23 protein-coding genes are annotated in these 23,643 nt (G+C 63.4%); 13 read left to right on the top strand and 10 right to left on the bottom strand.

The features are described from left to right. Nucleotides 1–22 precede the first annotated feature (22 nt). From ACZZZF_RS14560 to ACZZZF_RS14570, 3 genes are all read right to left on the bottom strand, one after another. Entirely contained in the window at nt 23–2,575 is a 2,553-nt protein-coding gene (locus ACZZZF_RS14560; RefSeq protein WP_463499168.1) for an excinuclease ABC subunit UvrA, read from the bottom strand. Between the two features lie 84 nt (nt 2,576–2,659). After that, nucleotides 2,660–2,803 (bottom strand): hypothetical protein, encoded by a 144-nt coding sequence (locus ACZZZF_RS14565; protein ID WP_463499171.1) that lies wholly within the window; start codon nt 2,801–2,803, stop codon nt 2,660–2,662. Next, nucleotides 2,800–3,288 (bottom strand): pyridoxal-phosphate dependent enzyme, encoded by a 489-nt coding sequence (locus tag ACZZZF_RS14570; protein WP_463499173.1) that lies wholly within the window; start codon nt 3,286–3,288, stop codon nt 2,800–2,802. The genes ACZZZF_RS14565 and ACZZZF_RS14570 overlap by 4 nt, the downstream gene beginning before the upstream one ends. Nucleotides 3,289–3,490: 202 nt before the next feature. On the opposite strand from ACZZZF_RS14570, the gene ACZZZF_RS14575 reads away from it, so the two are divergent. From ACZZZF_RS14575 to ACZZZF_RS14595, 5 genes are all read left to right on the top strand, one after another. Next, nucleotides 3,491–3,916, top strand: coding sequence for a MarR family winged helix-turn-helix transcriptional regulator (locus ACZZZF_RS14575; RefSeq protein WP_463499174.1), 426 nt, complete (start codon nt 3,491–3,493; stop codon nt 3,914–3,916). A gap of 13 nt (nt 3,917–3,929) precedes the next feature. Next, nucleotides 3,930–4,382, top strand: a complete 453-nt coding sequence (locus ACZZZF_RS14580) for a hypothetical protein (RefSeq protein ID WP_463499177.1) — start codon at nt 3,930–3,932, stop codon at nt 4,380–4,382. Then, nucleotides 4,379–4,642, top strand: coding sequence for a hypothetical protein (locus tag ACZZZF_RS14585; protein WP_463499179.1), 264 nt, complete (start codon nt 4,379–4,381; stop codon nt 4,640–4,642). The genes ACZZZF_RS14580 and ACZZZF_RS14585 overlap by 4 nt, the downstream gene beginning before the upstream one ends. Nucleotides 4,643–4,698: 56 nt before the next feature. After that, entirely contained in the window at nt 4,699–4,986 is a 288-nt protein-coding gene (locus ACZZZF_RS14590; RefSeq protein WP_463499182.1) for a rhodanese-like domain-containing protein, read from the top strand. A 501-nt stretch (nt 4,987–5,487) separates the two neighbouring features. Next, nucleotides 5,488–7,824: a hypothetical protein gene (locus ACZZZF_RS14595; RefSeq protein ID WP_463499185.1), complete on the top strand. Its 2,337-nt coding sequence runs from the start codon at nt 5,488–5,490 to the stop codon at nt 7,822–7,824. A gap of 1,028 nt (nt 7,825–8,852) precedes the next feature. Here the strand turns inward: ACZZZF_RS14595 and ACZZZF_RS14600 are convergent. Both ACZZZF_RS14600 and ACZZZF_RS14605 read right to left on the bottom strand, forming a co-directional pair. Further along, on the bottom strand, nt 8,853–9,473 hold the full coding sequence (locus ACZZZF_RS14600) for a helix-turn-helix domain-containing protein (protein WP_463499187.1): 621 nt from the start codon (nt 9,471–9,473) through the stop codon (nt 8,853–8,855). Further along, nucleotides 9,457–10,290 (bottom strand): hypothetical protein, encoded by an 834-nt coding sequence (locus tag ACZZZF_RS14605; protein ID WP_463499190.1) that lies wholly within the window; start codon nt 10,288–10,290, stop codon nt 9,457–9,459. The genes ACZZZF_RS14600 and ACZZZF_RS14605 overlap by 17 nt, the downstream gene beginning before the upstream one ends. Between ACZZZF_RS14605 and ACZZZF_RS14610 the strand changes: the two genes are divergently transcribed. Continuing rightward, on the top strand, nt 10,277–10,747 hold the full coding sequence (locus ACZZZF_RS14610; protein WP_463499192.1) for a helix-turn-helix transcriptional regulator: 471 nt from the start codon (nt 10,277–10,279) through the stop codon (nt 10,745–10,747). The two genes, ACZZZF_RS14605 and ACZZZF_RS14610, sit on opposite strands and share 14 nt — an antisense overlap. A gap of 7 nt (nt 10,748–10,754) precedes the next feature. Here ACZZZF_RS14610 and ACZZZF_RS14615 read toward each other — a convergent pair whose 3' ends face one another. The 3 genes from ACZZZF_RS14615 to ACZZZF_RS14625 all read right to left on the bottom strand — a co-directional run bounded on the left by ACZZZF_RS14615 (nt 10,755) and on the right by ACZZZF_RS14625 (nt 13,219). Further along, the gene (locus ACZZZF_RS14615; RefSeq protein ID WP_463499195.1) at nt 10,755–12,206 is read right to left on the bottom strand and encodes a relaxase/mobilization nuclease domain-containing protein; all 1,452 of its coding nucleotides are present in this window, start codon (nt 12,204–12,206) and stop codon (nt 10,755–10,757) included. Nucleotides 12,207–12,208: 2 nt separating this feature from the next. Then, entirely contained in the window at nt 12,209–12,727 is a 519-nt protein-coding gene (locus ACZZZF_RS14620) for a hypothetical protein (RefSeq protein ID WP_463499198.1), read from the bottom strand. A 162-nt stretch (nt 12,728–12,889) separates the two neighbouring features. After that, nucleotides 12,890–13,219: a hypothetical protein gene (locus tag ACZZZF_RS14625; protein WP_463499201.1), complete on the bottom strand. Its 330-nt coding sequence runs from the start codon at nt 13,217–13,219 to the stop codon at nt 12,890–12,892. 976 nt (nt 13,220–14,195) lie between these two features. Between ACZZZF_RS14625 and ACZZZF_RS14630 the strand changes: the two genes are divergently transcribed. Both ACZZZF_RS14630 and ACZZZF_RS14635 read left to right on the top strand, forming a co-directional pair. After that, the gene (locus tag ACZZZF_RS14630; protein ID WP_463499204.1) at nt 14,196–14,474 is read left to right on the top strand and encodes a hypothetical protein; all 279 of its coding nucleotides are present in this window, start codon (nt 14,196–14,198) and stop codon (nt 14,472–14,474) included. 42 nt (nt 14,475–14,516) lie between these two features. Then, nucleotides 14,517–16,496: an ATP-binding protein gene (locus ACZZZF_RS14635; RefSeq protein ID WP_463499206.1), complete on the top strand. Its 1,980-nt coding sequence runs from the start codon at nt 14,517–14,519 to the stop codon at nt 16,494–16,496. A 51-nt stretch (nt 16,497–16,547) separates the two neighbouring features. On the opposite strand, the gene ACZZZF_RS14640 is transcribed toward ACZZZF_RS14635, so the two are convergent. Together ACZZZF_RS14640 and ACZZZF_RS14645 are read right to left on the bottom strand one after the other, a co-directional pair. Then, nucleotides 16,548–16,961 carry an ImmA/IrrE family metallo-endopeptidase gene (locus ACZZZF_RS14640; protein WP_463499209.1) on the bottom strand — a complete coding sequence of 138 codons (414 nt, stop codon included), beginning with the start codon at nt 16,959–16,961 and terminating at the stop codon, nt 16,548–16,550. A gap of 152 nt (nt 16,962–17,113) precedes the next feature. Then, nucleotides 17,114–17,485, bottom strand: coding sequence for a hypothetical protein (locus ACZZZF_RS14645; RefSeq protein ID WP_463499212.1), 372 nt, complete (start codon nt 17,483–17,485; stop codon nt 17,114–17,116). Nucleotides 17,486–17,623: 138 nt separating this feature from the next. On the opposite strand from ACZZZF_RS14645, the gene ACZZZF_RS14650 reads away from it, so the two are divergent. From ACZZZF_RS14650 to ACZZZF_RS14670, 5 genes are all read left to right on the top strand, one after another. Further along, nucleotides 17,624–17,791, top strand: coding sequence for a hypothetical protein (locus ACZZZF_RS14650; RefSeq protein WP_463499214.1), 168 nt, complete (start codon nt 17,624–17,626; stop codon nt 17,789–17,791). A 2-nt stretch (nt 17,792–17,793) separates the two neighbouring features. Next, nucleotides 17,794–18,381, top strand: a complete 588-nt coding sequence (locus ACZZZF_RS14655) for a hypothetical protein (RefSeq protein ID WP_463499217.1) — start codon at nt 17,794–17,796, stop codon at nt 18,379–18,381. 10 nt (nt 18,382–18,391) lie between these two features. After that, nucleotides 18,392–19,231, top strand: coding sequence for a hypothetical protein (locus ACZZZF_RS14660; protein ID WP_463499220.1), 840 nt, complete (start codon nt 18,392–18,394; stop codon nt 19,229–19,231). Nucleotides 19,232–19,779: 548 nt separating this feature from the next. After that, nucleotides 19,780–21,705, top strand: a complete 1,926-nt coding sequence (locus tag ACZZZF_RS14665) for an ATP-dependent nuclease (protein ID WP_463499223.1) — start codon at nt 19,780–19,782, stop codon at nt 21,703–21,705. Next, nucleotides 21,702–23,363 carry a UvrD-helicase domain-containing protein gene (locus ACZZZF_RS14670; RefSeq protein ID WP_463499226.1) on the top strand — a complete coding sequence of 554 codons (1,662 nt, stop codon included), beginning with the start codon at nt 21,702–21,704 and terminating at the stop codon, nt 23,361–23,363. The genes ACZZZF_RS14665 and ACZZZF_RS14670 overlap by 4 nt, the downstream gene beginning before the upstream one ends. Nucleotides 23,364–23,643: the final 280 nt, after the last annotated feature.

Raw genomic sequence — 23,643 nt, forward strand, 5'->3', positions numbered from 1 at the left:
GCGTTCCGTGCAGCAATGGCCTCTACGCCTCGGAGCCGCCGGTGGGATGACGCGCGAACGCGGCCGCGAGATAGCGACCGGTCATGCTTTCCGCCGCAGTGGCGATCTGTTCGGGAGTGCCATTCGCAACGATTCGTCCCCCGGAGGCTCCGCCGCCGGGCCCCATGTCGATGACGTGATCGGCATTCGCGATCACGTCGAGGTCATGTTCGATCACGATCACCGTTGCTCCGCGTTCTAGCAAGCGATCGAGCACGCGCAGGAGCACGCGCGTGTCCAGCGGATGCAGGCCGACACTGGGCTCGTCCAGCACGAAGAGCGAATCGGACTGATCGCGCCCGAGTTCTGTGGAGAGTTTCAGCCGCTGCGCCTCCCCGCCGGACAGCGCGGGAGTGTCTTCGCCGAGCGTGAGGTATCCAAGCCCGAGATCCATCAGGGTCTGGAGCTTCTTCCGTACCTTCGGAAGGTCCGTCACGTACGGCAATGCCTGCGCGACGGTGAGCTCGAGCAGTGCGGGAAGCGAGATCGGGGGAGCATCGGATGCGGTTCGCCGGATCGCATGGCCTTCGGCGCCGTACCTGCTACCGGCGCAGTCGGGGCAGGGGATGTCGACGTCAGGAAGGAACTGCACATCCAGGACGACCTGGCCGGTGCCCTCGCAACGTGGACAGCGTAGAGACCCGGTGTTGTACGAGAAGTCGGCGGCCTTGAGCCCGCGCGCCTGAGCATCGGGTGACGCCGCATAGGCCTTGCGGAGATCGTCCAGGGCTCCGCTGTACGTGGCGATGGTGGAGCGCACGTTCGTGCCGATCGGCGCGGCATCCACGACGTGCACGTGCGCGATGCCAGGCGCGGTGAGATCGAGGACATGTGCAGGGCGGCTCGTGTCGCCGATGAGCGATTGCAGCGCCGGGACCAGGCTCTCCAAAACCAGGGTGGTCTTCCCCGAGCCGGACATCCCCGTCACTGCGGTCAGGCGACCGCGAGGTATCGCGGTGTCGAGGGGGTGGACGGTGTGTAGAGCCCGCGTGCGCAGTGCCATGCGGCCACGAGCGAAGACATCATCTTCTTCGGCGCGGTCGCGCACCAACAGCGGCTCACGATCGGCGAGGAATCCGCCGATCAGCGATTCGGGCAGTGTGCCGAGCTCTGCCACAGTGCCGGCGGCGAGGACAGTGCCGCCGGCAGCCCCTGACCCCGGGCCGATCTCGATCATCCAATCCGCCTCGCGGAGCACCTGTACGTCGTGGTCGACGAGTACCACCGAGTTGCCGTTCGACAGCAGATCGCGCATCACCCCGATCAGACCGTCGACGTTCGCCGGGTGGAGTCCCACGGACGGCTCGTCGAGGACGTAGAGGACGCCAGTGGTCTCGTTGCGCACGGCTCTGGCCAGCTGCACTCGCTGCCGTTCCCCTGTCGAGAGGCTCGAGCTGGAGCGATCGAGGCTCAGGTAACCCAGCCCGAGTTCGAGCAGTCGGGCCGCCATCTGCGCGAACTGACCAATGATCGACATGGTCATCGTCTGCATCTCCTGCGGGAGAGTCGCGGGGATGGTCTGCAGCCACGGCATGACGTCGTCGAGAGATATCGCGGTCACCTCGGCCAGATTCCTGCCAGCGACGCGGGGGAGTCTCGCTGCGTCGCTCAGGCGCGTGCCCTGGCATGCCGTGCACGTCTGTGACGTGATGAACCTGTTGACTCGGGCCAGCCCCTTCTCGCTCCCCGCATTGTTGAGCGCCTCCTGCACCGCGAGTCGCGCGTTGCGGTAGGTGAAGTCCAGCTCGAAGAGCTTGCCGTTTTTGGAGCGCACGGCGATGTGCTTCTTCTCCTCCGGGCCGTGCAGAACGATCTCCCGCTCAGCGTCGGAGAGCTCTGCGTAGGGAATGTCGGTGCGCACGCCGAACTCGGCGACGACCTGCGGCATCACGGTGAGGCCGAACATGCCCCAGGGCGCCACCGCGCCCGCGGTGATCGTCAGCGAAGTGTCGGGCACGAGGGAACTATCATCGACCGCCCGCACGATGCCCGTTCCTGCGCAGGTCGGGCAGGCACCTTCCGAGTTGAACGCCAGGGATTCCGCGCCGGGTGGGTAGAACACCGCAACGCACTCGGGGCAGACCAGGTCGAGGTTCGCGGCGACATCGATCGTCGGCCCCAGCCGGTGACCGTTCGGGCACACATGTGAGCCGAGCCGGGAGAACATCACCCGGATCACGTTCAGCAGTTCGGTAGACGTACCGAAGGTCGACCGAACTCCCGGTACGCCTGGCCGCTGGCGGAGGGCAAGCGCGGCGGGGACATGGCGCACCGAGTCGACATCCGCGCGTGCTGCCTGGGACATCCGCCGCCGAGTGTAGGTCGAAAGCGCTTCGATATAGCGGCGCGAGCCTTCCGCATAGAGCACCCCCATCGCCAGCGACGATTTGCCGGAGCCGGACACCCCGGCGATCGCCACCAGACCACGCAGCGGTACGTCGACGTCGATGTTCTTGAGGTTGTGGACTCGTCCCCCACGGATCTGCACGAAATCGGGTGATTCGGATCGGATACGGTCATGACCGGCGACGCTCATCGGCTGCCTCCCTGAGATTCGGTTCCCCTGTCGACACGGGGCCATGAGAACTGTATCGCCGGAGCTGACGCGGCCGCTGAGCGCTCAGGCGGCCCGGAGTGCCCCCGTGGAGGAGAAGTCCTCGAGAGCCCGTTCGAACGGCGTGATGTCGATATCGCGCTCCGCGAGCCAGTCATCGGTGTAGTAGGTGGAGGAGTACCTGTCGCCGGTGTCGCAGATGAGGCTCACGATGCTCCCGGTGCGTCGGCCGGAGCCGAGCCGCTGGACGAGTTGGAGGGTGCCCAGATGTTCGTGCCGGTGGAGGCTCCGACGCGTCTCCCGATGATTCGGGATGCCCATCGCATGGTGGTGATCGACGCTGCATCGGGCACGGGGAGGACCTCATCGATCAGGTTCGGGACGAACGATCTTTCGACGCGGGTGCGCCCGATACCTTCGATCCGCGACGGTGTCGATGTCACGTAGGAGACGTCGTTCCGGCGCCAGCCCTCATAGAAGGCTGAACCCTCCGGATCCACCACGGCGATGCGCGTAGCGAGACCGGTGAATCGGGCATACCGTGCGATCGACGTGCTCGTTCCACCGGTGCCGGCACCGACCACGATCCATTCAGGCACAGGGTGCTTCTCTCGACGCATCTGGTGGAAGAGCTCACTGGCGATATTGCCCTCCCGCCAGTTCGTCGCCTGGCTCGCGAACGTGAACTGATCCATGAAGTGTCGGGGACTTCATTTACGGGGGCAGGGGGTACTCGGTGAAGTATGGGCGCCCATGTGCCCGGCCGAGATGTCGCAGTCATCGGGGAGAGAGAGTCCGCATGCAGGTAGGTCCGATCGGTACTCTGCGCGACATCTACAGAGATCCGGAGCGATGACCGAGCGGTCTCTGATCCACCCCGGCGGGTAGCCTGAGCGAGTGACCGAGACTCCACCCTTCAGCCCGACGATCGCGCTGCTGACTGTTGCAGCGCGCTGGCAGGAACGTGTCGCCGATGCGCTGAAGCCGCTTGACCTGACGCTGCGCAAGTACGCACTGCTCGGACACGTCCGTGCCACGCCGGGCATCTCGTTCAGTGAGCTGGCTCGTCGATCGCGCATCACGGCGGCGAGCGCCCATATCGCTGTCGGTGCACTGAAGAAGGCGGGATTGGTCACCGACGCCACGGCGCGTGCGGGCGCTGCTTCGCGGCTGGAGGTCACGAGCCGCGGGCAGGACCTGCTCGCAGACGCTGCAGAGCGAGTGGCCGACCTCGATAGAGCATTTTCTCAGGAGCATCTAGAGCTCACCGACGCGTTGCGCGTTCACATGCTCGCGACATTTGCGGGCATCGTCGACCTTTAGGTAAACTACAGGTGTGGAACATGCTCTCCTCGCCCTGCACGTCGTCGCCGGCATCCTCTTCGTCGGTCCTGTCGCCGTCACCACCAGTCTCTTCCCGCGATTCGCTCCGCAGATCGCCAGTGACGCTTCCGCCACCGATGGCGCGGTCGCGGGGGTGGATGCAGCGAGGCTGTTGCATCGGATCACCCGCACCTACGGCATCCTTGCGTTGTCCGTTCCACTCGTCGGGCTTGCGCTCGCCGCCGTGCAGGGGCGGTTGGGGGAGATATGGATCACGATCGCGATGGTGCTCACCGCGATCGCCGGCGCTCTGCTCGTGTTGCGGATCGTGCCCGCGCAACGAGATGCGCTCGCCTCAGTGCCGGATCGCGGGGGCCTGGGCAGCATGCGGGCGATGACCGGAGTGTTCAACCTGCTGTGGGTCGCCGTCGTGGTGCTCATGATCGTTCGGCCGGGTGCAGAATGAGGTCGTTGCTGCGCACCCTCGAGGTGCTTTCGGTGCTGGAGCTGCTGAGCATCGCGGTCCTGCTCGTCAACCTGCTCTTGATCCATGCCGACGGGGTAGCCCCGGCGATCGGGCCGATCCACGGCGCACTGTACCTCGCCGTCGCGGTCACGGCGCTGTTCGGGCGTGGCTTGCTGCTGGGAACCCGCCTCATGGCGCTGATCCCTGTGCTTGGCGGTGTGCTCACGCTGGTCAATGTGCGAAGGGAAGCCCGTCGGTGACACCGGCACGGTATTTCTTCCGTCGCCCCCGGACGGTCAGCCCGTCGGAGGCGCGAATGCTGGCGGCGTCCGGCGCGCTCATCATGGACGTGCGTGGCATGCGGGAGTGGAGGCGGCATCACATACCGGGATCGGTGCTGATACCCCTCGCGCAGCTCGAGGAGCGTATGGATGAACTGCCCGCAGATCGGCTGCTCATCACGTTCTGCACCGGCGGCCTGCTGTCGAGCGGCGCGGCGAACCTGCTCGCTGAGTTCGGATATGACGCAGCGAACATGACGCGTGGGCTCGTTGGCTGGCGCTCCACCGGAGGCGAACTCGTTGAGGGAGACGAGCTTTCGTGAATCGCTCCGTAGTCGCCCCCCGATCGCTGCGCACCAAGCTGGAGACGGCGGCGGAAGTCGTGGATCTATGAACCCTCGTCGCCGGACGGTCAAACCTCTCGGCGTGCTCGTCGTTGATCACATCCAGGTTGGGTTCACCAAGCCGCATGACTCGTCGGATCGCATTGAAACGATGTCAGCTTCGCGTGCTGTCCGGCCGAGCGAAAGCCATGTCGGGCCTCCTTGCGTCGGAGCAGGCTGCTTGAAACAGTTGCGATAAGTGGTCTTATCGTCGGTAAACGGCCAGACGGGGAAGTACGAACAGGCTCAGCAGATGAGCGCGCTCTCAGCATTGAAGCGGGCCGGCGGCGAACTCGTCGAGTTGGTTGACGTCCATGAGCTTCACCGTGAGGCCGCGGAGTGCTGGAGAACATGACCTGGCCTGTTGGGGTGTCGACGGGTTGCTCTATGTTGGGTGTCAACGGTGTCCAATGGCGAGGCACCGCTGGGGGGGATTCTCGGGTGCTGCTTGGTTCTGTCTATGTTCGCTTCTTCCGTTCTTTCAATTTTGACTACCTCCGTCAAGACAAAGACGGAGTCGATCGATTTCCGTGGGACACGCTGCCAGAGGAGCCCGACGCGTTCTACCCCTACGTCAAGGTGGACCTCGAAGACGACATCACAACTGTGGTCGGAGCAAACGAGGCTGGAAAGAGTCAACTGATCGTTGCAATCCAGTGTCTGCTCGGCGATCGAGCGATCTCTCCGAAGGATTTTTGTCGGTATTCACAGTTCTTCGGCGTCCGCGGCACGATGCCGCTGCCACAGTTCGGGGGACGCTTCACTCACTTGAATGAGCAGGACCTCCAGGCTCTTCAGGCTCTGCTTGGCGCTCCGTTCACCAGTTCTGAGTTTTGGATGTTCCGAGCTGACTCGTCGCCGCGGATTTATTGGCGGGATCAGGCAGGATGGAGTGAACGGCACCTAAGTCCTGATGAACTTGCTGCGCTGCCGCTTCCCGTCGCGAGACGCATTGACGCAGACGTTGCCCTCCCTGCGAGCGTCAGTCTGTATGACCTTGTCGGCGGGGCACGCGCCCCCCATCCACGTGGTCGGGCAGATTGGTACGGTATCTACCGCGCGCTGAAGGTCGGTGAGGACACTTATCCGTCGACGACCGACACGATCGCCTCGCTGCTACCGGTACCACCGGTTAGGCCGCCGAAGGAGGCGGCCGCCGCCGGGAAATCTCTTGATCTCGTTCGGGACCTTCTCGTCAAAGTTGCGGATGTCGACCAGCGCGCATTCGCTGAACTCTTGGCTGCAGGTGATGCTGACGACGGATACAGCGAAGCTATAACGTCGAGTATCAGCGACGCCGTAGCCGTTTCGCTGAACTTTCCGCACTGGTGGTCTCAGGATCGAGACTTTGCCCTCGAGGTCCACAAGGACGGCTTTTTCCTAGTGCTCACCATGCGAGATCGCACAGGTCAGACCTACACCTTCGATGAGCGTAGCGGAGGCATGAAATACTTCCTAAGCTACTTCGTCCAATACCAGGCGTACGGACCACGCGTGCCTGGCAGGCAAGAGATCCTGCTTATGGACGAGCCCGATGCCTTCCTGTCGACTCAGGGGCAGCAGGATCTGTTGAAGGTTCTGACGAGCTACGCTTACCCAGACAACGACACTCAGCCAGCGCAGGTGCTGTACGTCACACATAGCCCCTTCCTCATCGACAAGAATCACCCGCAACGCATACGCGTGCTTCAGAAGGGATACGACGACGAAGGCACGAGAATCGTGCCGAAGGCCGCAACTGAGAAGTACGAGCCGCTGCGGTCCGCGTTCGGGTCGTTCCACGCCGACACCGCGTTCATTGGCACCTGCAACCTACTTGTCGAGGGACCTGCTGATCTTGCGCTCTTCTCAGGCGTAAGCGCTGCCATGCGTCAGGACGGCTATCAGGGCGCGAATCTTGACTTGAACGCCCTCACTATGGTGCCCGTGCACGGCTCCACCCAATACAGGTACACACTTCATCTCACTCGCGGCCGAGACCTTGATCGTCCGGCGGTCGTCGTGCTGCTTGACTCCGACCCGGCGGGTCAAGCAGCGCTGGAGGATTTGGAGAAGGGGTACGGCGATGCTGACATCATTGATCCTCGGCTGATCCTCCCCGTTGGCTCGATTGATTTCAGGTCAGCCAACCTTTCTGTAGAGCAGGTACACGAGCCAGAAGACCTTGTGCCTTCTGCTGTCGCACTTCAGATCGTGGCACGCTTCGCCAAGGACGTCTTGGCCCCAGAAGCTGCATCTGCCGTGATTGCTGAACTTCCGGCGGAGCTCAAAGTATCCAAGTCTCAACGGGTCTTCGACGTCGCCGCAGAAGCAGCGCGCAAAGCGAGCAGCTCTATTGCTCGCCCTCTCGTATTGGGCAAGATCGAGTTCGCGCGCACCCTGGGGTCAATTGCGTCAGATTTGCAGCCTGATGACCGTGAAGCGCTCTACTCCAACTTCTCGACCCTGTTCCAGGAGATCGTGGTCCGCCAAGACTTGTCGACGCAGCTCGCAAACCAGGATCGACTGACGCATGTCACCCGCAGGCTCGTGGAGCGATTCAGACGAGACCACCGAGCTCGCGCACAGAAGGTCACCGTTGAGCGTTTCTTGCGGGAGGTCGAGCATCATCTTGTCGGATCCGGCGCGGAGGAAGAGAGCGTACGACGTGTCATACGAGAGATCCGCGAGCGCTTCAACCTCCACGAGTCGCCGCTTGATGACGTCGGTGACTTCGCAGGACTAAAGAAGCGTCTCGGCGACTTGATCTACAACACCGTTCGCTCCCACACGTCGTGATTGAACGATGACCTGTTCGCTGCCGAGGCGATGAAGATCGTCTGCACTCAGTTGCGGCCCCCCGACGCTCACTGCCAGGTGAAAGCTTGCCGAGTTGTTAGTTCCACGAGGGCGGATGTTGGTGCGTAGCCGGTCTTGCTCAGGACAAACGCCCGTGCGGTCGCTTCTCGCTCACGTGCAGTGCGGGACTCCCTCCAGTCTTCCGTGCCGCGCAGTCCTCTGCGACCTCCTCTAGCGCATCCGAGATCGTCAGTTATGCAGCTGCCGCGTTATCCCGCACCGAATTGCTGGCGCCCTCGAGTGCCCACTTCGGCGTGATCGCGCCCTCATCCCCGGTTCAGAGTTCCTCTATCACGAGCCGACCCATGACAGTTCTTTGGTTCTGGGTTACCGCTCGGTATCGGGGATCCTGCTCGATGCGATCAGCGAGATGCGCCACGCGCACGGCGTGGGTATCGCGCCCGACGACGCAGGCGGCCCGTTGTTGTTGCGCCCCCACGCTCTGGCGGGCGCTGAGTTCGGGCGCCAACTTCCTGGCCGCGAGGAACAGGCCTGTCGCCCCGAGTCCGGACAAGCGCATCGAGATACTTTGCAGCTCGCCGCAATGCTCTCGAGCGAGATCGACAACATCGGCCGGCGCTGCGTCATCGAACCCGTCGAGGAACTCGTCTGCGTCGAAGTAATCGACTGTGACGTTTATGCGCCAGTATGCGCTGCACCAGATCGAGTGCCTCCTCCACGGAAGTGTGGCCCGCCTGAAGGGCGAAGGTGGGCTCCTCAAGGAAAATCGCATCGATGACGGGGAGCGAGCGCCTCTCGGCGCCGTCTCGGAGTGAGGCGGTCGAATGAATCCGGCGTGCACGCGCTTTCGAGAATCTCTGATTCGCACCCCGTAGGCGGAATCGCTTACTAGCGAACTGCGCCCAGTTCGATGAGGAGGACTCCATCTGTTGATGAGCACGACGTTTCGTCCCATGAGCCAGGTTCGCCGCCGGCTCTCGAGTTGACTCTTCCGTGGCATCGATCGCTCAACTGTTCTTCTTCGCCTTCTCCCGGATCAGGTCCAAAATCTCCGCAGGATCGAGGCCAATAACCAGCCAGGTCCGGGGCGCAATCGGCTTGTCAGCGATCTTGAGTTCCGTCTCGAGCCCGGTCATGAATGCATGTGCTCGTTCAGAAGTCCAGTCTTCAGGAATCGCCCGCAGGATGTCGCGGAGACCAGGCAGCACACCGAGCAGTTCATCGAATTGCCACGCCGGGTAGCGGCGTCGCTTTCCAACGGTGAAGAAGTATAGAGCTCCACCGTGCGCGCGTCGCCGCACCTGTCGTGTGCCTATGCCGAGGAAAGCGGCCGCCTCATCATCGCTCAGCGAATCGACGACTGCTTCGATTCTTGCTCTGAACTCTGGCCGGAGCCGATGCCTCGAACCCTCCGGATCTGGCGGGGCGAGAACATCCGCGCCTCGCTCTGCGATGAACGCCGTCATAGTGGTCAGGAGAGCGCTCACCAGCTTTCCGTCACGTCCCTGCTCTGCAGCCGTCTCAATGAGGTGATTCAAGGACTTCGAAATGGTGTCAGCGTCGACTTGAGTCCACGGCTCCCATTCCGCGGTCGCCGCGTGCTCCTCGCGATCATTGGTCGATGTCATAGGAGTACTTCTCAAGAATGCCGGCGACGATGTGGGGGTTCAGGCCGAGATCGAGCCAGTCGCAGGGAGAGCGGTGCCGGCCGTCGACTGCGAGTTCCATGCGGGGCGCGGCCATGAAGTAATGTTCCGCAGCCAGTGGCCATTGCTCCGGCATAGCCGGAGCGACGATGTTGATGCCTTCGACAACCTGCTTGTCCGGCTGGGGCGAGAACTGCCATGACGGATACAGCGCTTCACCATCGTGTGTGACCACTCGGAGGTACCCGGCCTTCGTCAGGCGCCTCAACGCGGTTTGGCTGATGCGGAGTCGGGCCGCCGCGCCTTCAAGATCAAGAGTCACCGCCGCCACCGCGTCGCTCGGCCCACGGCCAGATCGCGGAGGCTTCTTCCGGACGAGGGCTTGGATGTGTCGTTCACGGATGGCAATTTCGCGGAACTGCGGTCCTGTACGCAGGCTTCGGCTGACTCCCTTGTCGAACTCGATGAAGCCGCCCTGCTTCCATTTCGACAACGCGAAGTATCGGAAGCGGTGGACCGCCTGAATTCGCTCGGCGGCTTCCCACCCGGTGAGGACCGAAGGTGCTCCGCCCGTCTCGGGCAGGAGATGCTCGAACACTTCGCGGAAGGTGGGGCCCTCCGAGAACTTGCGATGATGGTGCATGACGAACAGTGAGGCTGCCAGCCCCCATTCGCGTCCTGAGGCGCCTCGAGTGAAATCACTGAATGTCGTGATCCACGCAGCAGGCGGGCTCACTGTCCCTCCCCACCACGGATTGACACTGCGTGTTGATCGTGGATTCGGCTTGGCAGCTGTCATCCTCTCGCTCCTTCTGAGTCAGCCGGGTCTGCCGGGAGTTTCGCTTCGTCCGGCGCGGGATGTGCTGGTGCGCGATCGACGATTTCGACGTGTTGCGATCAGCTCCCGCTCTCAACATTATGGCTTACTCGTAAGCCCATACAAGGCTGCCATCGTCGGAACGCTTGATGATGTGAAGAACGGCGTGAGTGCGGCGGATGCAGAGTGGCAGGACTTCGTCCTGAAACTTTCGGTCCAGCTGCGCCGGCTCCGTCTCGAAGTGGGATTGAGTCAGGAGGAAGTGGCGTCTCGTGCAGGCCTGAGCCGCTTCATCTACCGCCAGTACGAAAGCGGTGAGTCACGGAGGGGCACCGCAGCCAACCCGGCGTTGCGCTCAATTTTGTCGATCGCTCAGGTACTTCAAGTGCCGATCGAGGAGCTTCTTCCGAAGCCAATCCCCGACCTCCGCAGCCGGTAGCGGTCGACTACAATTCCAGTTCGCCCTCAACGCGGGGCGAGCTGTCGTCCTGTGGATCGAAGTCGAACGTCGCCTGTCGTCTCAGTCTGCGTCGTCTCGCCTCCGCGATCGAGTTCGCACCGCGCTTCTCAGGTGTGGTCGACAGCGGAGCTTCGGAGTCAACTTCCATCCTGATACCGGGATTTGAAGGATCGATGGCGTCATTGGCGCCGGCAGAGGCCGGCGCCGGGAGACTTCCGAGAGAGTTGTGCTCAAGTTCGACCTGGAGGCCGTTCAAGTCGCTCTCTCCCTGCAGCTCGCTCGTCGATGCGTCAGTCGGTGAGTCACTCGGCTCCGCATCGACAATCGCCGCCGACGGCATTTCCTTCGCAGGCTGATCGATAAACTTCCGCTCGCGAACCGACGTCGCGCGCTCACTCTCGAGCTGGGCCCAATAGATGGCCATGCGGGCCTCGACCTCGCGTTCATCCTCTGCGGTCAATACGGATCTCATTACGCGCGCGGATCGCGCTATCGCATCGACGTGGCTGGCGATCCGTCGCTCGAGTGCGGCCGCGGTGTAGTCCTCGCCAATCGTGGAACCACGGCGGCGATCGCTGGCCGTAGGTGCACGGAAAGATCTGTCGTGCGCTCGACGCATCATCCCAAAAGACAGTTGATCAGCACCTCGATCTGCGCGTTCGACGGTCACCCCCTCGGTACGCGCGTTCGTGACGAATGTTGCCCAGTCTGTCGTACTGCGGGCCGTCACTGCGCTGTCAATACGGTGCTTCAGAACGAGCAAGCTGAAAGGCTCGAGCCGACGCGCTGTACCCGACTCCGCTGTCGCGCGCTCTGCGAGCCACTGCGCATGGCGTGTTGCCTCGACAAGTGCGCGCTGCTCCTTCGTCGCCGCGCGGCGGAGTCTGCTGGGCTCGCCACGATCGCGGCGATCCAGCGCGTCGGTGTATGCCTGTTTCAAGTCGTCACGCTGATCGAATCCCTCGCGCTCCAGAACCGCCTCATGCGTCTCGACCAGGCGCGCATGCATGACGACCGCGCTGTCTAAGCTGTCGCCCGTCAGTGTGTCTACACTGGATGCGACCAAGTGGTTGTGCAGGCAACCGCCGGCCCCGTCCCGCTGAGTGACGACTAATACTTGGTGCCCTGCGAACACCTCTTCGGCGAGTGCGACACCGAGGTCCTGTGCAGTCATCCAGTCGCTCGGATCGCCGGGGTCAAGCTCACCGTTCGCTGAGAAACTCTGGATGACGTGATACGCCTGCACGTATGCGCCGGGCTGATTCTTGCCCCACTTCTCGCGAACATCTCGCATTTGGTCCTTGGCCAATGACACAAGCAGTCCACCCGTCCCGGATGCCATCACGTAGCGCTCGCCTCGCTGATCTTTCTTGGGCTCGAGAACGTAGCGGATGAGGTCGTCGGCGGAGCGCGCGGAGCTCGCCATCACGACAGCCATATCTACTTCACGCCTCGCTCGGGAAGACCGCGTTGCACTAGGTGAGCGATCCTTCGTTCAATCTCGTCGGGGATATGCCGAAGGTCAGCCGCGGCCTGCAGAGCATCTGCGAGTTCCTCGTAAGGAACCGCCTCCTCTGTGGCAAGCCGAGCGGCGATTCGATTGAGGTCGCCGCCGATTCGTGCGATGTGCCTTCGCATCGGCGCGATCTCATATCCGAGCCGGTCTGAGATCGCCCAAAGCCCCCACTCGGATGCGTTCCCGCTGCCGCGCTGGATCGCGAGAGCACGGGCCTCGATCTCTGCAGCACTCTTCTTGTCTCGTACGAGGAGCCGCACAGCCTCGCTAAACGTGACGTCCTCAAGCGCCCGTCGTGACCGCAACGCGATCGCTTCGCGCAAGTCCTTGACGCTGCGCTCTTCCTCTTTGCTGAAGCGGATACTGCGGCGTTCGCCGAAGGTCGTCTTTTTGTGGCGCGTGTGCCTCGTCGGCTTCTTCTTCGCGTCCCCGGTCGCTGCCATCTGTCGGTCCACCTCGTTCGAGTTCAAGTGCAGACCGGCCCGCTGCTTGCGCGTATATGAGCGTATTGTGAGCATAGCCCAACGACCGCAAGCAGTTTATCCGTATGACAATCGACTTGAGCGCGGCTAGGAGATCACGTCGTCGCGTCCTGGCATACAGACCTAGAGGCGGCCCCGGCTGACCAGGAGGCGTATGCCTACGTGGAGCACGACCTCGACGTACGGCATGGCAGCGATCGCCAACTTCGCGCCGCGGGTGGCATTGGACTGATCAGCTATCAGGTGATTGGTACCCTCGGCGACTGCCTTTGCTTTGTCCTCGCTGTCCGTCAGCTTGTCGATGAGATAGCGCCAGCGTTCGTCGCTGAGGTCAGGCTTGTTCAGCTCGCCCGCAATGATGTCGTGGGTCTCGCCGAGCGCCTCGAACGCCTGCTTGCTGTTCTCGTTCATCGCTGAGGTGGTGGTGCGCAGATCATCCTCGACCGCGGTCACTGCCCAGGGCGTAGGCGTGGAGCTGCGGGTTGGTCTTGATGGGGTGGGGCTGGAGCTCGGGAGTGGCCTCGCTCAGATGCTCTGCCAGCGCGACCACCTGCGCGTCAGTGAGGCTGTCGCGCGACTCCGCGCCGATCGCCTTCGCGACTGCGTCTTCGTTGTCGAGCGTCGTCGGTCTTCATTCAGCGGGCTGCGTTGTCCTTCTCGGGCTACTGGCGCGCCCGCAGTTCGTTGAGCTTCTTTCGCGCGTCCGTCGCAGCCTTCTCGGCCTTCTTCAGTTCTCGTTCCGCACGTTCGACGGCTTCGTCGCGCTTCCGTCTCGCCTCCGCCATTCGCCCTGCGGCCTGCGGCCTAAACGGCCCTCACGGAACTCACGACGACGCGGGCCATCTCGCAGTCCGCACACCGGGCGGTCGAGAAGCTCGGGCGCTGGTTGGAGTGGTGCACACTTTGCTCTATGTCGTGACCGCAGGTCAGCGTGCGCTCACAGAGGTCCAGTTCTTCTTCGCGGCGCGGACTGCTCAGGAGGACTCGGTTGATGTCCTCGTACTGCTCGGGTGACATTGGGATCGGTGGGCAGCAGTAGCCGCAGTGAGTGGCGCGAGATGCGGACACGCTCCAGCGGTGGGCTTCGCAGTTCGGATGCATCTCCTTGTACTTCGCTTGGTCGGCATCGCATTCGATCTTCTGCTCGGCGTGAGGCACATCCCTTCGGGCCAGTTGCCGAGGTTGTCGATGACCGGCAGTTCGCAGCCTCGGCATGGCTCGCCGGCCGCTGCCTGCTCGCGGGTCAGTTGCATCCCCTTCTCTCGCCACTCGCGCCGCTTCGCTCCGTCGCCCTGCGCCCTCGCCTCCTCCTTGAGTGCACTTGTCATTTGACGCTTCGCCGCACGCTCTGCCTTCTGCTCGTCCATCAGCGTCAGCGTCGGCATCCGGCGCTCCTCTCGATGTCGGAGGCCTCGCGCACACTGATCTCGTGGCAGACCTATACACGAAGGATGGCCGTCCGCTGCGGCGCAGCGGTGACAAGTTGTTTGCGCGCTCGGGAACGTACTTAGGCAAGATCAAGGGCGACTACGTCTTCGACCCGTCGGGTCGCTACGCCGGCACCATCGTGGGGGAGCGGGTTGTTTACCGTTCGACGCACTCCGCTCGGATCTCGAGTCCTTCCGTCTCGGCGAACCGTGGAGGGAGCGGTGCAGGCAACCGCGGCGCCTCCGGCATGTGGGGCGACGAGCCTCCGTTCCCGGACTGAGCCAATGGGCGTGGGAGGAACGCTGGCCCTACAGTGAGTCTGGTGAGGGACCTTCCACTTTCCGCCGGCGGCGACCTGGTCACGCGCCTGGCCCGCGAACGCGACCCCGTTCGCGCCGTCGTCGAACTCGTCTGGAATGCGATCGATGCTGAGGCGGATACCGTCCGCGTGACGCTCGCTCGCTCCGAGATGGATGCAATCGAAAGCGTGACGGTCGAGGACGACGGCCACGGCATCACTTCCGATGAAGTGCGGGCCACGTTCGGGCGTATTGGTGGCTCGTGGAAGGCGCTTGCAGCACGGTCGAAAAACGACAAGCGCGGACTCCACGGCAAGCTCGGCGAAGGCCGTCTCCGTGCTTTCGCCCTCGGATCACACGTGACTTGGGCCAGTGAAAGCGTCAACACCGCGGGCGACCGTGAGCGGGTCATGATCGAGGGCGCGAAGGAGCGCGCAGAACCCTTCAGCTGGGAAGCGTCGCCGTCGACTGAGACGGTCACCGGCACGGTCGTCACCGCGCTGAATGAACAACACCGCAGCCTGAACCCGCTCATCAGCAACACGACGCTGACGGTTCTCACCTCGCACTTCGCGCCTGTACTGCTCAACGACGAGAAGCTGGCGATCGTCTTCGACGGGGCGGAGCTCGACCCTGCTGACGAGATCCTCGATGACACAACCGTGACGGTCGCGCTCGATTCCGGTGCGGAAGCGCTTGTCTCGGTGCGCATCATCGAGTGGCGCACTGGTAAGCACCGGGCCGTGTACTTCGGTGAGGACGCCGAGCGCTTTGTTGTCGAGATGTCGGGCGCCGAGCTGGAGAGCCAGGCCGCCTTCTCGGCATACGTGACGTGGGACGGTTTCGACGTCGACTCGCTCTCTGACCTTGGGCTCGGAGAGATGGCACCCGACCCGGCTGGGGCTGTCTGGCGCGCGACTAACACGGCCGTTCGCGAGCACTTCGCGTCGCGGCGCCGCGCGCGTCGTCGGGACCAGATCGACGACTGGAAGAACAAGGGCATCTATCCCTACAAGGAGGAGCCCGCCACCGAGGCGGATAAGGCGGAGCGCGCCGTCTTCGACATCGTGTCGAGTGCGCTGGTACCGCAGATTCCGAAGAGCAAGGACGGCGCGCAGCTCACCCTCAACCTGCTGCGTGATGCCCTGAGGACCGACCCCGAGAACCTCGCCCTGCTGGTCAGCGAGTTCGTGGCGTTGACCGAGCAGGACCGTGAAGCGCTGACGAAGCTGCTCAGCGAGACGACGCTGGCCGGCGTCATTCGGGCCGCCAATCTGGTGACGAGTCGGCGTAAGTTCTTGGCGGGTCTTGAGCATCTGCTCTTCGATCCGGACGATTCGAAGAAGGTCGGAGAGCGGGACCACCTCCACAAGATCCTTGAGCACGAACTCTGGATCTTCGGCGAGGAGTACCACTTCATGAACAGCGAGCGTGGGCTGACACAAATGCTCCGCACCCACCTCAAGCTCGAGGGCCTTCCGGATGGCAAGGTCGAGCCGGTCAAGCGCTGGGACGGCAAGTCGGGCCGCGTGGACCTGCACGTGGCAGCCATGTCGCAGGAGCACGATCGAGTTCGGCATCTCGTTGTCGAGTTGAAGGCACCGGGCGTCACTGCCGGTCGCAAGGAGCGCGACCAGGTCGAGGACTACGTCAACGTCGTGGTGAGCACGCCAGCCTTCGCCAGCGAACGAGGAACCTGGGACTTCATCCTCGTGGTCACAGACTACGACGAGTTGATCGAGAACTCCTTCAAGAGCGACAACCGCGAGGTCGGCCTCGTTCTCGAGCCGGAGCGGAAGCCCGGCAGACCGGCGGCGCGTGCGTATGTGCGACGGTGGAGTGACATCATCGCTGAGAACAAGCGCCGTCTCGACTTCGTGACCAGCTCGCTCGAGTTCGACCCGTCGCTCGCCGAGGGACTCGCGTTCATTCGTGAGGAGTACGCGGAAATGATTCCTGAGGGTCTGGCGTCTCAGGAACCGACCGGCGATCACGATCAGTAGCTAGACGATACCCGGTCTAGGTCTGGATCGGCCCGCGACATCGACTGGCGACTAGCCGGTGTTGCCCCACTTCCGTAGGCTGCGCTCTCGGATGGCGTAGCCGCCGGACATCTTCATGCGCCAGGTCGCCATCTCGACGCTGACTTGGTATCGGTTGGCGACGACGAGCGGCGCGATACCCCTGATGACCGCGATCTTTGCTTTCTCCTGCGGAACGAGTAGTGCCCCAGCCAGCTCTTCGGCTTCCTTCTCCTGATCCTTCGACGTGCCGCCACAGCTGCTGTCGGTGCCCGTCCATGGCGGTGACGGATTGTGCTCGGCCTCGAAGTGCGCTACCTCGTGCGTCAGGTCAGAGCGGATGCGCTCGTTGCTTCGCTCAGGGTTGTAGATCACAAGGCTGCGTCGACCATCGCGAAGGAGTGCCGCGGACCAGACGTGGGGCTTCTCCTCCAGGAAGCGGCGCATGGCCGCTTCCTGGAGGAGAAGTCCCTCAGGGAGATGAACGGGATGCCGTTCTCGCCCGACCAATGGAACGGATCGAAGGGCACGTCCTCTGACAGGTCGTAGTCCGTCCTCACCTCCTTGGCGAGTCGGCCGAGAGCAGCCTTGTTCATGACTTATCTCGTCTTCCTCGTGGAGCGAAAGTAGTCGAGTCCTGACTTCAAGATCGACTCGAGGTGTTGCTTGTCCTGTTCGTCCAGGTCGCTACGCGCACGAAGCAGTGCGTTGATCGATGAGCCGAGCTCTGGCTCTTCTCGGTTGGCGAGCTCGTCAGCATCAACCATGAACTGATCGGCGGGAATTCGTAGCCACCGGACAATTCGCGCGAACGCGTCAAGATCGGGGCGCTGTTCGTTGCGCAGCCGGGTAAGAAGTGACGGGCTGACGCCGATCTGGCCGGCGGCCGTTCGCCAAGAGATCTCGTCTGCTTTGACTCGCGTTTCGAGTGCGCTGGCGAGGCCTGCTACGTCGATGACTGTGTGTGACATGAGGCTCCCAATCTTCTGGGCCGTCCTGCGGCCCGTACCTCCAGCGTAACCCGTGCGCGATGAAATGTTGCGCAACTGGAACAACGTGTTACTCTTGAGGTATTGTTTTGCTACTAGAACACCTCCGAGGAGGAAGGTATGGCGAAGAACACCGGCAAGGGCTACCGGCAGGGCGCAGTGACGGGGCGCTCGCAGACCTACAACCCCAAGACCCAGACCCACGTTAAGCGGGATGCCTCCACAGGGCGGCTCATGGACGGCAAGAGCGACGGGAAGCCCTTCAAGGGCGTCCGACGAGAGGACTAATGATGGAGATCGGACTCGGGGCGTTCATCAAGTTCGCCAACGCCACCCCGCGGGCTCGTCCCCGCCTGGCGCGCCAGATCGCAGAGCAGTCGCGGAGTGATTACGCCCCTGCGACGGATTTCTGGCGTCCTATGCGACACGCGATCAACCGTGACCGCAAGACCACCCGTGACGGCGAGGCGCTGCGTCAGGTCGCACAGGCGGCTCCCGATCGTCGTCGCCCGAGCTTCGAGGAGATCAGCGTCCGCTGGGACGGTGTCGCGCCGCGCTGGAACGGTGCCGCCCATATCCCGTCGCACGCCGCCCGGATCGAGATCGGTGGGCTGCAGGTTCGCGTGAACCCGCTCTTCTCCGAGCAGTGGACCGATGGTCATGCCGAGGCTGCCTACGTCTGGTTCAACAAGGAGGAGCTTCGGGACGACACGCTCGCGGGAGTCCGGCACCTGTTGACCCGCGACGGCCTCGAGACACATCTCGAGCCGGTCTTCATCGACGTGCGCCGCACCTTGACGGTCGCCGCAGCACCCGCCGACCTCATCGATGATTGGCTCGAGGAGCTCGGCGCGGAGTTCCGCGGCCTGGCGGCGTAGGAGGCGGGTCGTGGAGGAAGCGAAGAGTCGCAGGACCGGCGCCATCTGGGACGCCGAGGATTTTGCTGCCCTAGGTTCGGAGGAGCGGGATGTCCTGCGCGAGACGCTGATTTGCACCGGGTGCGGGGCCGACGCCTACTTCATCCGCGAAGCCCGCAACGGTCGTCGCGCCTGCTTCGGTGCTCGACCGCACCGCGAGGACTGCGAGCTGGCTTCCTTCGTCACGGAGGACGGTGGCGGTGCTCCGCTCGATGAGGTCGACGAGCTCATCAACGCGGGCGACACTTTTCGGATTGACCCGAACCGGGGCCGCGCCATCCGGCACGTTCGCCACGACCCGACAGCGCCGCCCTCGACTGGCGGATCGGCCGTCCGCTACACCCGTCGGGGTCGAGGCAACGTGCGCCAGTCCTCGATGGGGCTTGGTCGACTCCTTCGTCAGCTCGTGATGCGCGAGGCGTTCCGGCGCAGCCGGACGCTGCTGATCATGTCCGACGACACTCGTCAGACAGTCAAGTCCGGGTGCGTGCATCTCTCGGAGATCGAGGACAAGCACCGGAACCGCCTGCGTGTGTACTGGGGCACGATCCGCTTCCCTCGCCCGAAGGAGGACGGCGGGGCCTGGCTCAACACCGGACGTGGGTCACCCACCGTCGTGATCGAGGAAGATGAGCTCGCGACGCTGCTCGAACGCTCCGGACTCGATGAGCTCGAAGACTTGTCAGGATCCTTCTTCGCGATCATGGGCAAGCTCCGGCATGGTCCGAACGGCCGGCAGTACTTCTTCGTCAACGAAGATGTCGACTGGATGGCGATCCGGCCCTTCGTTGATGACGAGGCGTTGAACTAGATCGGTTGCGAGCAGCCGCTCGGGTTTGACGCTCAGTTCCGCTTGAGGCCGTGCCGACGGCTCGAGCGCGTCCTTGAAGTGGCTCTCCGCGGTGTCGATGTCTCGCGTTGGTGTCGAAGGGTCGAAGACCCGGAGTAGCGAGCGAGAACGAACTTCCCGAGGTGCCGGCCACGGCTCTCGGTCCCATCCGCCCGCTGAGCGTGCGGATCACCTACGGGCTGCGTGCGCAGCTCGAAGTGATCGCGCAGCTCAGTCGACCGACCACGTGCACCCCGCTCTCCGCAGCCCCGAGCGGGCATACCTAGTCCATATGGGCGTCGACCTCGGACCCACGGGAGGATCCGTGCCGGGCCGCCGTTGCCTAAGTGACAACGTTTTGACTGTTGCCGGCGGGCCAGATAGCTCATAATTAGGTGCACAAAGGAGAATGAGCAAAACACTGTTTGCCTGCTCGAATAGACCACCCGAATGAAGCCCTTTCGCACTAACCCACCTGCCCGCTTGGCCCAGGAAGCCACTCTGTGTGCGCAGCTAGACGAGGACGTCTGATGCAGATCACCCATCTCCGGATGTCCGGCTTCCAGTCGTTCGGCCATGACGCGACCGAGATCGCGCTGCGCGACATTACCTACGTCCTCGGCCCGAATGGCGCAGGCAAGACGGCGGTGCTTGAAGCACTTTCGCGGCTCTTCAGCCCGCTGTCTGCGCAGCGAAAGATTCGTCACTCCGACTTCCACATTCCGAGCGACCAATCGACGGATGAAGTACATGCCGGCGGGCCAGAGTTGTGGATCGAAGTGGATGTCGAGATCCCGGAGTCGGGTGCAGAGGGAGACCATGCAGCGGTGCCAGCGAACTTCGCGCACATGCGCATTGCGACCGAGGACGGTGTGCCGCGCATCCGGGTGCGACTCACGGCCACCATCGCTCCGGACAACGTGATCGAGGAGAAGCTCGAGTACATCCTCGAAGCGGACGCGGACGGAGAGCCGCTCCAGCGGTCCGACATGTCGCGCTTCGACCGCGCCAACATCGAGGTGCATTACCTGCCGGCTCGTCGCGACCCCGCCGAACACATCGCTTACACGACCGCTTCGCTGGTCGGCCGCGCGCTTCGCGCCGCGGACTGGACGGCCGAGCGTACGACCCTCGACACGCTTTCGAAGGATCTCACCGAAGCACTTGCCGACAACGAGGCCGTGAAGAGCATCGGTGTTCAGCTCGCGGGGGAGTGGAAGGGACTCCACTCGGGCGCCTTCTTCACCGACCCCTCAATCGCCTTTGGCAGCGGCGATCTGGAGAGCGTGCTCCGACAGCTCACGGTGTCGTTTGCGCCGTCGCCAGCGGGTTCGTCCCTGCCGTTCGATCGGCTCAGCGACGGGCAGAAGTCGCTGCTGTACATCTCGCTTGTGCTCGCCTGGCAGTCCCTCGCGCGCGGAGTGCTGGATGGCACGGAGACGTCGTTCGATCAGCACCGCTTGCGTCCCCCTGTCCACACCGTCATCGCGCTGGAGGAGCCCGAGAACAGCCTCGCTCCGCAGTATCTCGGCCGCATCATCCGGCAGCTCCGAAAGGCTGCGGAGCACGGCGACTCCCAGTCGCTCATCGCGACGCACTCACCCGCTCTACTCCGCCGGGTCGACCCTGAGTCGATCTGCTTCCTGCGCCTCGATGGCACCCGCCAGTCTCAGGTGCGACGGATCGTGTTGCCCACGACGGCGAAGGATGATGCCGCCAAGTACGTGCGGGAGGCCGTGTTGGCGTTCCCTGAGCTCTATTTCTCGCGGTTGGTCGTGCTCGGAGAGGGCGACAGCGAGCAGATTGTACTTCCCCGCGTTCTCGCCGCGGCGGGCATCGCGGAAGATGACGCCTCCGTGTCGGTCGTGCCGCTCGGCGGACGCCACGTCAATCACTTCTGGCGCCTGCTCAACGAGTTGGAGATTCCGCATGTCACCTTGCTCGACCTCGATTCTGGGCGGCATCAGGGTGGCTGGGGTCGGGTTCGCAACGCGCTGAAGCAATACAACAAGCTGAAGCAAACCTTCGCCCAGGACAAGATCGACGCACTTCCGGAGTGGGACGATGCGAAGGACTTCCCGACCTTCACCGGGGGCAAGGGAGCGATCAACGTCCTCGAGAAAAGGGGGGTCTACTTCTCGCACCCCGTCGACCTGGACCTCATGATGCTCGAGGCGTTCCCGGACGCCTATGGCGCGAAACCAGCGGTTGCTCCCGACGAGAAGACCGTCGCTGCTGTCCTCGGCAGATCTCACGCGAACGAGGATCGCCTCCCGGCGGACGTGCTCGCTCTCTTCGCCGACTACCACCGCATGTTCGACCTGAGGAGCAAGCCGGCCTCTCACCTCAAGGCGATGGCGGCGCTGCCGGACGAGAAGCTCCTCGAAGATCTTCCCGAGGTGCTCGGACGTCTCGTCGCGGACGTGCGCGCGAAGCTTGAGGCGCTCCCCGAGTGATCCATTCCGATGACTGGCGTCCGGTCGGTGGACTCGACCTCGAGTCGAACGCGCTGAAAGCGGTCCGCGAGACCGCGGCGAACGTCGTGGTGACCGCCGGCCCTGGCGCTGGCAAGACGGAGCTACTGGCCCAGCGCGCGGACTACCTCTTCCGAACTGGGGCGAGCCCCTATCCGAAACGGATCCTGGCGATCTCGTTCAAGGTCGATGCGGCGCGCAACCTGCGGTCTCGCGTTCGCCTGCGCTCCGGGGCGCAATATGCTGCCCGGTTCGACAGCTTCACCTTCCACGCCTTCGCCAAGCGACTGATCGACAACTTCCGTCCGGCGCTGACCGGACAGAACGCCCTCAACCCGGACTACCGGATCGACGCGCACACTCGGATACAGAACGAGCAGATCGCCTTCGATGATCTCGTCCCTCTCGCGCTGGAGATCTTGGAGAAGAACGCCTACGCCCGCGGGGCGCTCCGGCAGACCTATAGCCACGTCTTCATGGATGAGTTCCAGGACGCGACGACGGCACAGTACGCATTCTTGAAGCAAGCGTTCGCGGGCACCGGAGTGCAGCTCATCGGCGTCGGCGACACCAAGCAGCGCATTATGGGCTTCGCCGATGCGCTTGAAGGGGTCATGGCGACGTTTGCGTCAGATTTCGGCGCGACGGAGCTGCAGCTATACCAAAACTTCCGGTCGAAGCCGCGCCTGAGACGGATGCAGAACCGTATGGTTCTCGAGATGGATCCAACAGCCGCCAGCCCCGAGGCTGACCTTGTCGGTGATGACGGTGTGCTTCAGGTGCTCCGCTTCGACACCGACGATGACGAGGCGGCAGCTGTGACCGCATTGATTCAGGAGTGGCTCGACGCTGGCGTGCCGCCGCGGGACATCACCGTGCTCGCTCGGCAACAGCCGCATCTGATCACGGCCGTGCTGGCCGAGCACCTCACGGCAGCCGGGATTCCCTTCCGCAACGAGCAGCAGTCCCAAGACCTGACGGCAGAGCCGGTCGCGGCCCTGATCTTCAACTACCTGCGGGTGGTTGCGGATGAAGGACGACCGATCGCCTATGGCGAGCTCGTGCGCGTTGTGACTCGGGGCGGTATCGACGAGGTCGACGGCGTGCTGGACAGCAAGCTGCGCACACTTCTTCGCAGGGATCGCCTGATCGTGCGCGCCGCAGGCTTCGACCAGACGGACTTTGCGTCGTGGAAGCCGCTCATATCTCCGTTCTTGAAGTTCGTGACGCGTCCGGCGCTGAACGCACTCTCGCCGTCGTACCAGCAGGGCTCCCGCCTTCACGACGTCATCAAGGAAGCGGCCGGCGCATTCAAACGCGAGCTCGACGTGGATGGCGATCCCGTCGCGGCACTCGACCGACTCTCGGAAGAGGACGCCGTGCGAATCCTGACGGTTCATAAGTGCAAAGGCCTGGAGTTCGAGAAGGTCGTTGTTTTCGGTGTCGAGCCGCAGTTCTTCTGGGGTAACGACGACGCCGATGTGAAAGCGGAGTTCTTCGTGGCAATCTCACGAGCGAAGGACGAGCTCGTGCTCACGACAGCGCTGAGCCGGTCGAAGCCCTCAGGAGCGAGTTACCGCTGGAAGACGACTTCACCTGCGCACGAGGAACTGCTGGGGTACGCCGATGAGTGGGCTTAGCTGAAGGCGATCGGTCATACAACGTCGTGAGGCGGCGCGAAAAAGGAGTCATCACGACTATCGCCCAGCAGATTCACGCGCGTAGGTAGTCGCGGGGAAGCAATTCCTTCGCGGCGAGGACTGAGCTCGGCGTGCGCCTCGGTTCAGAGTGCGCCATGGGTGTGGCCAAACGGACTCGCGACATAGGCGCCGGAGCGCGCGAGCTTCTTTCATCCGGCAAAGATCAGAATCACGCCAAGCAGCGGACCGAACCACCAGTGCGGGGTTCCGGTCGCTCTTG

The organism is Microbacterium sp. AC215 (assembly GCF_979258645.1).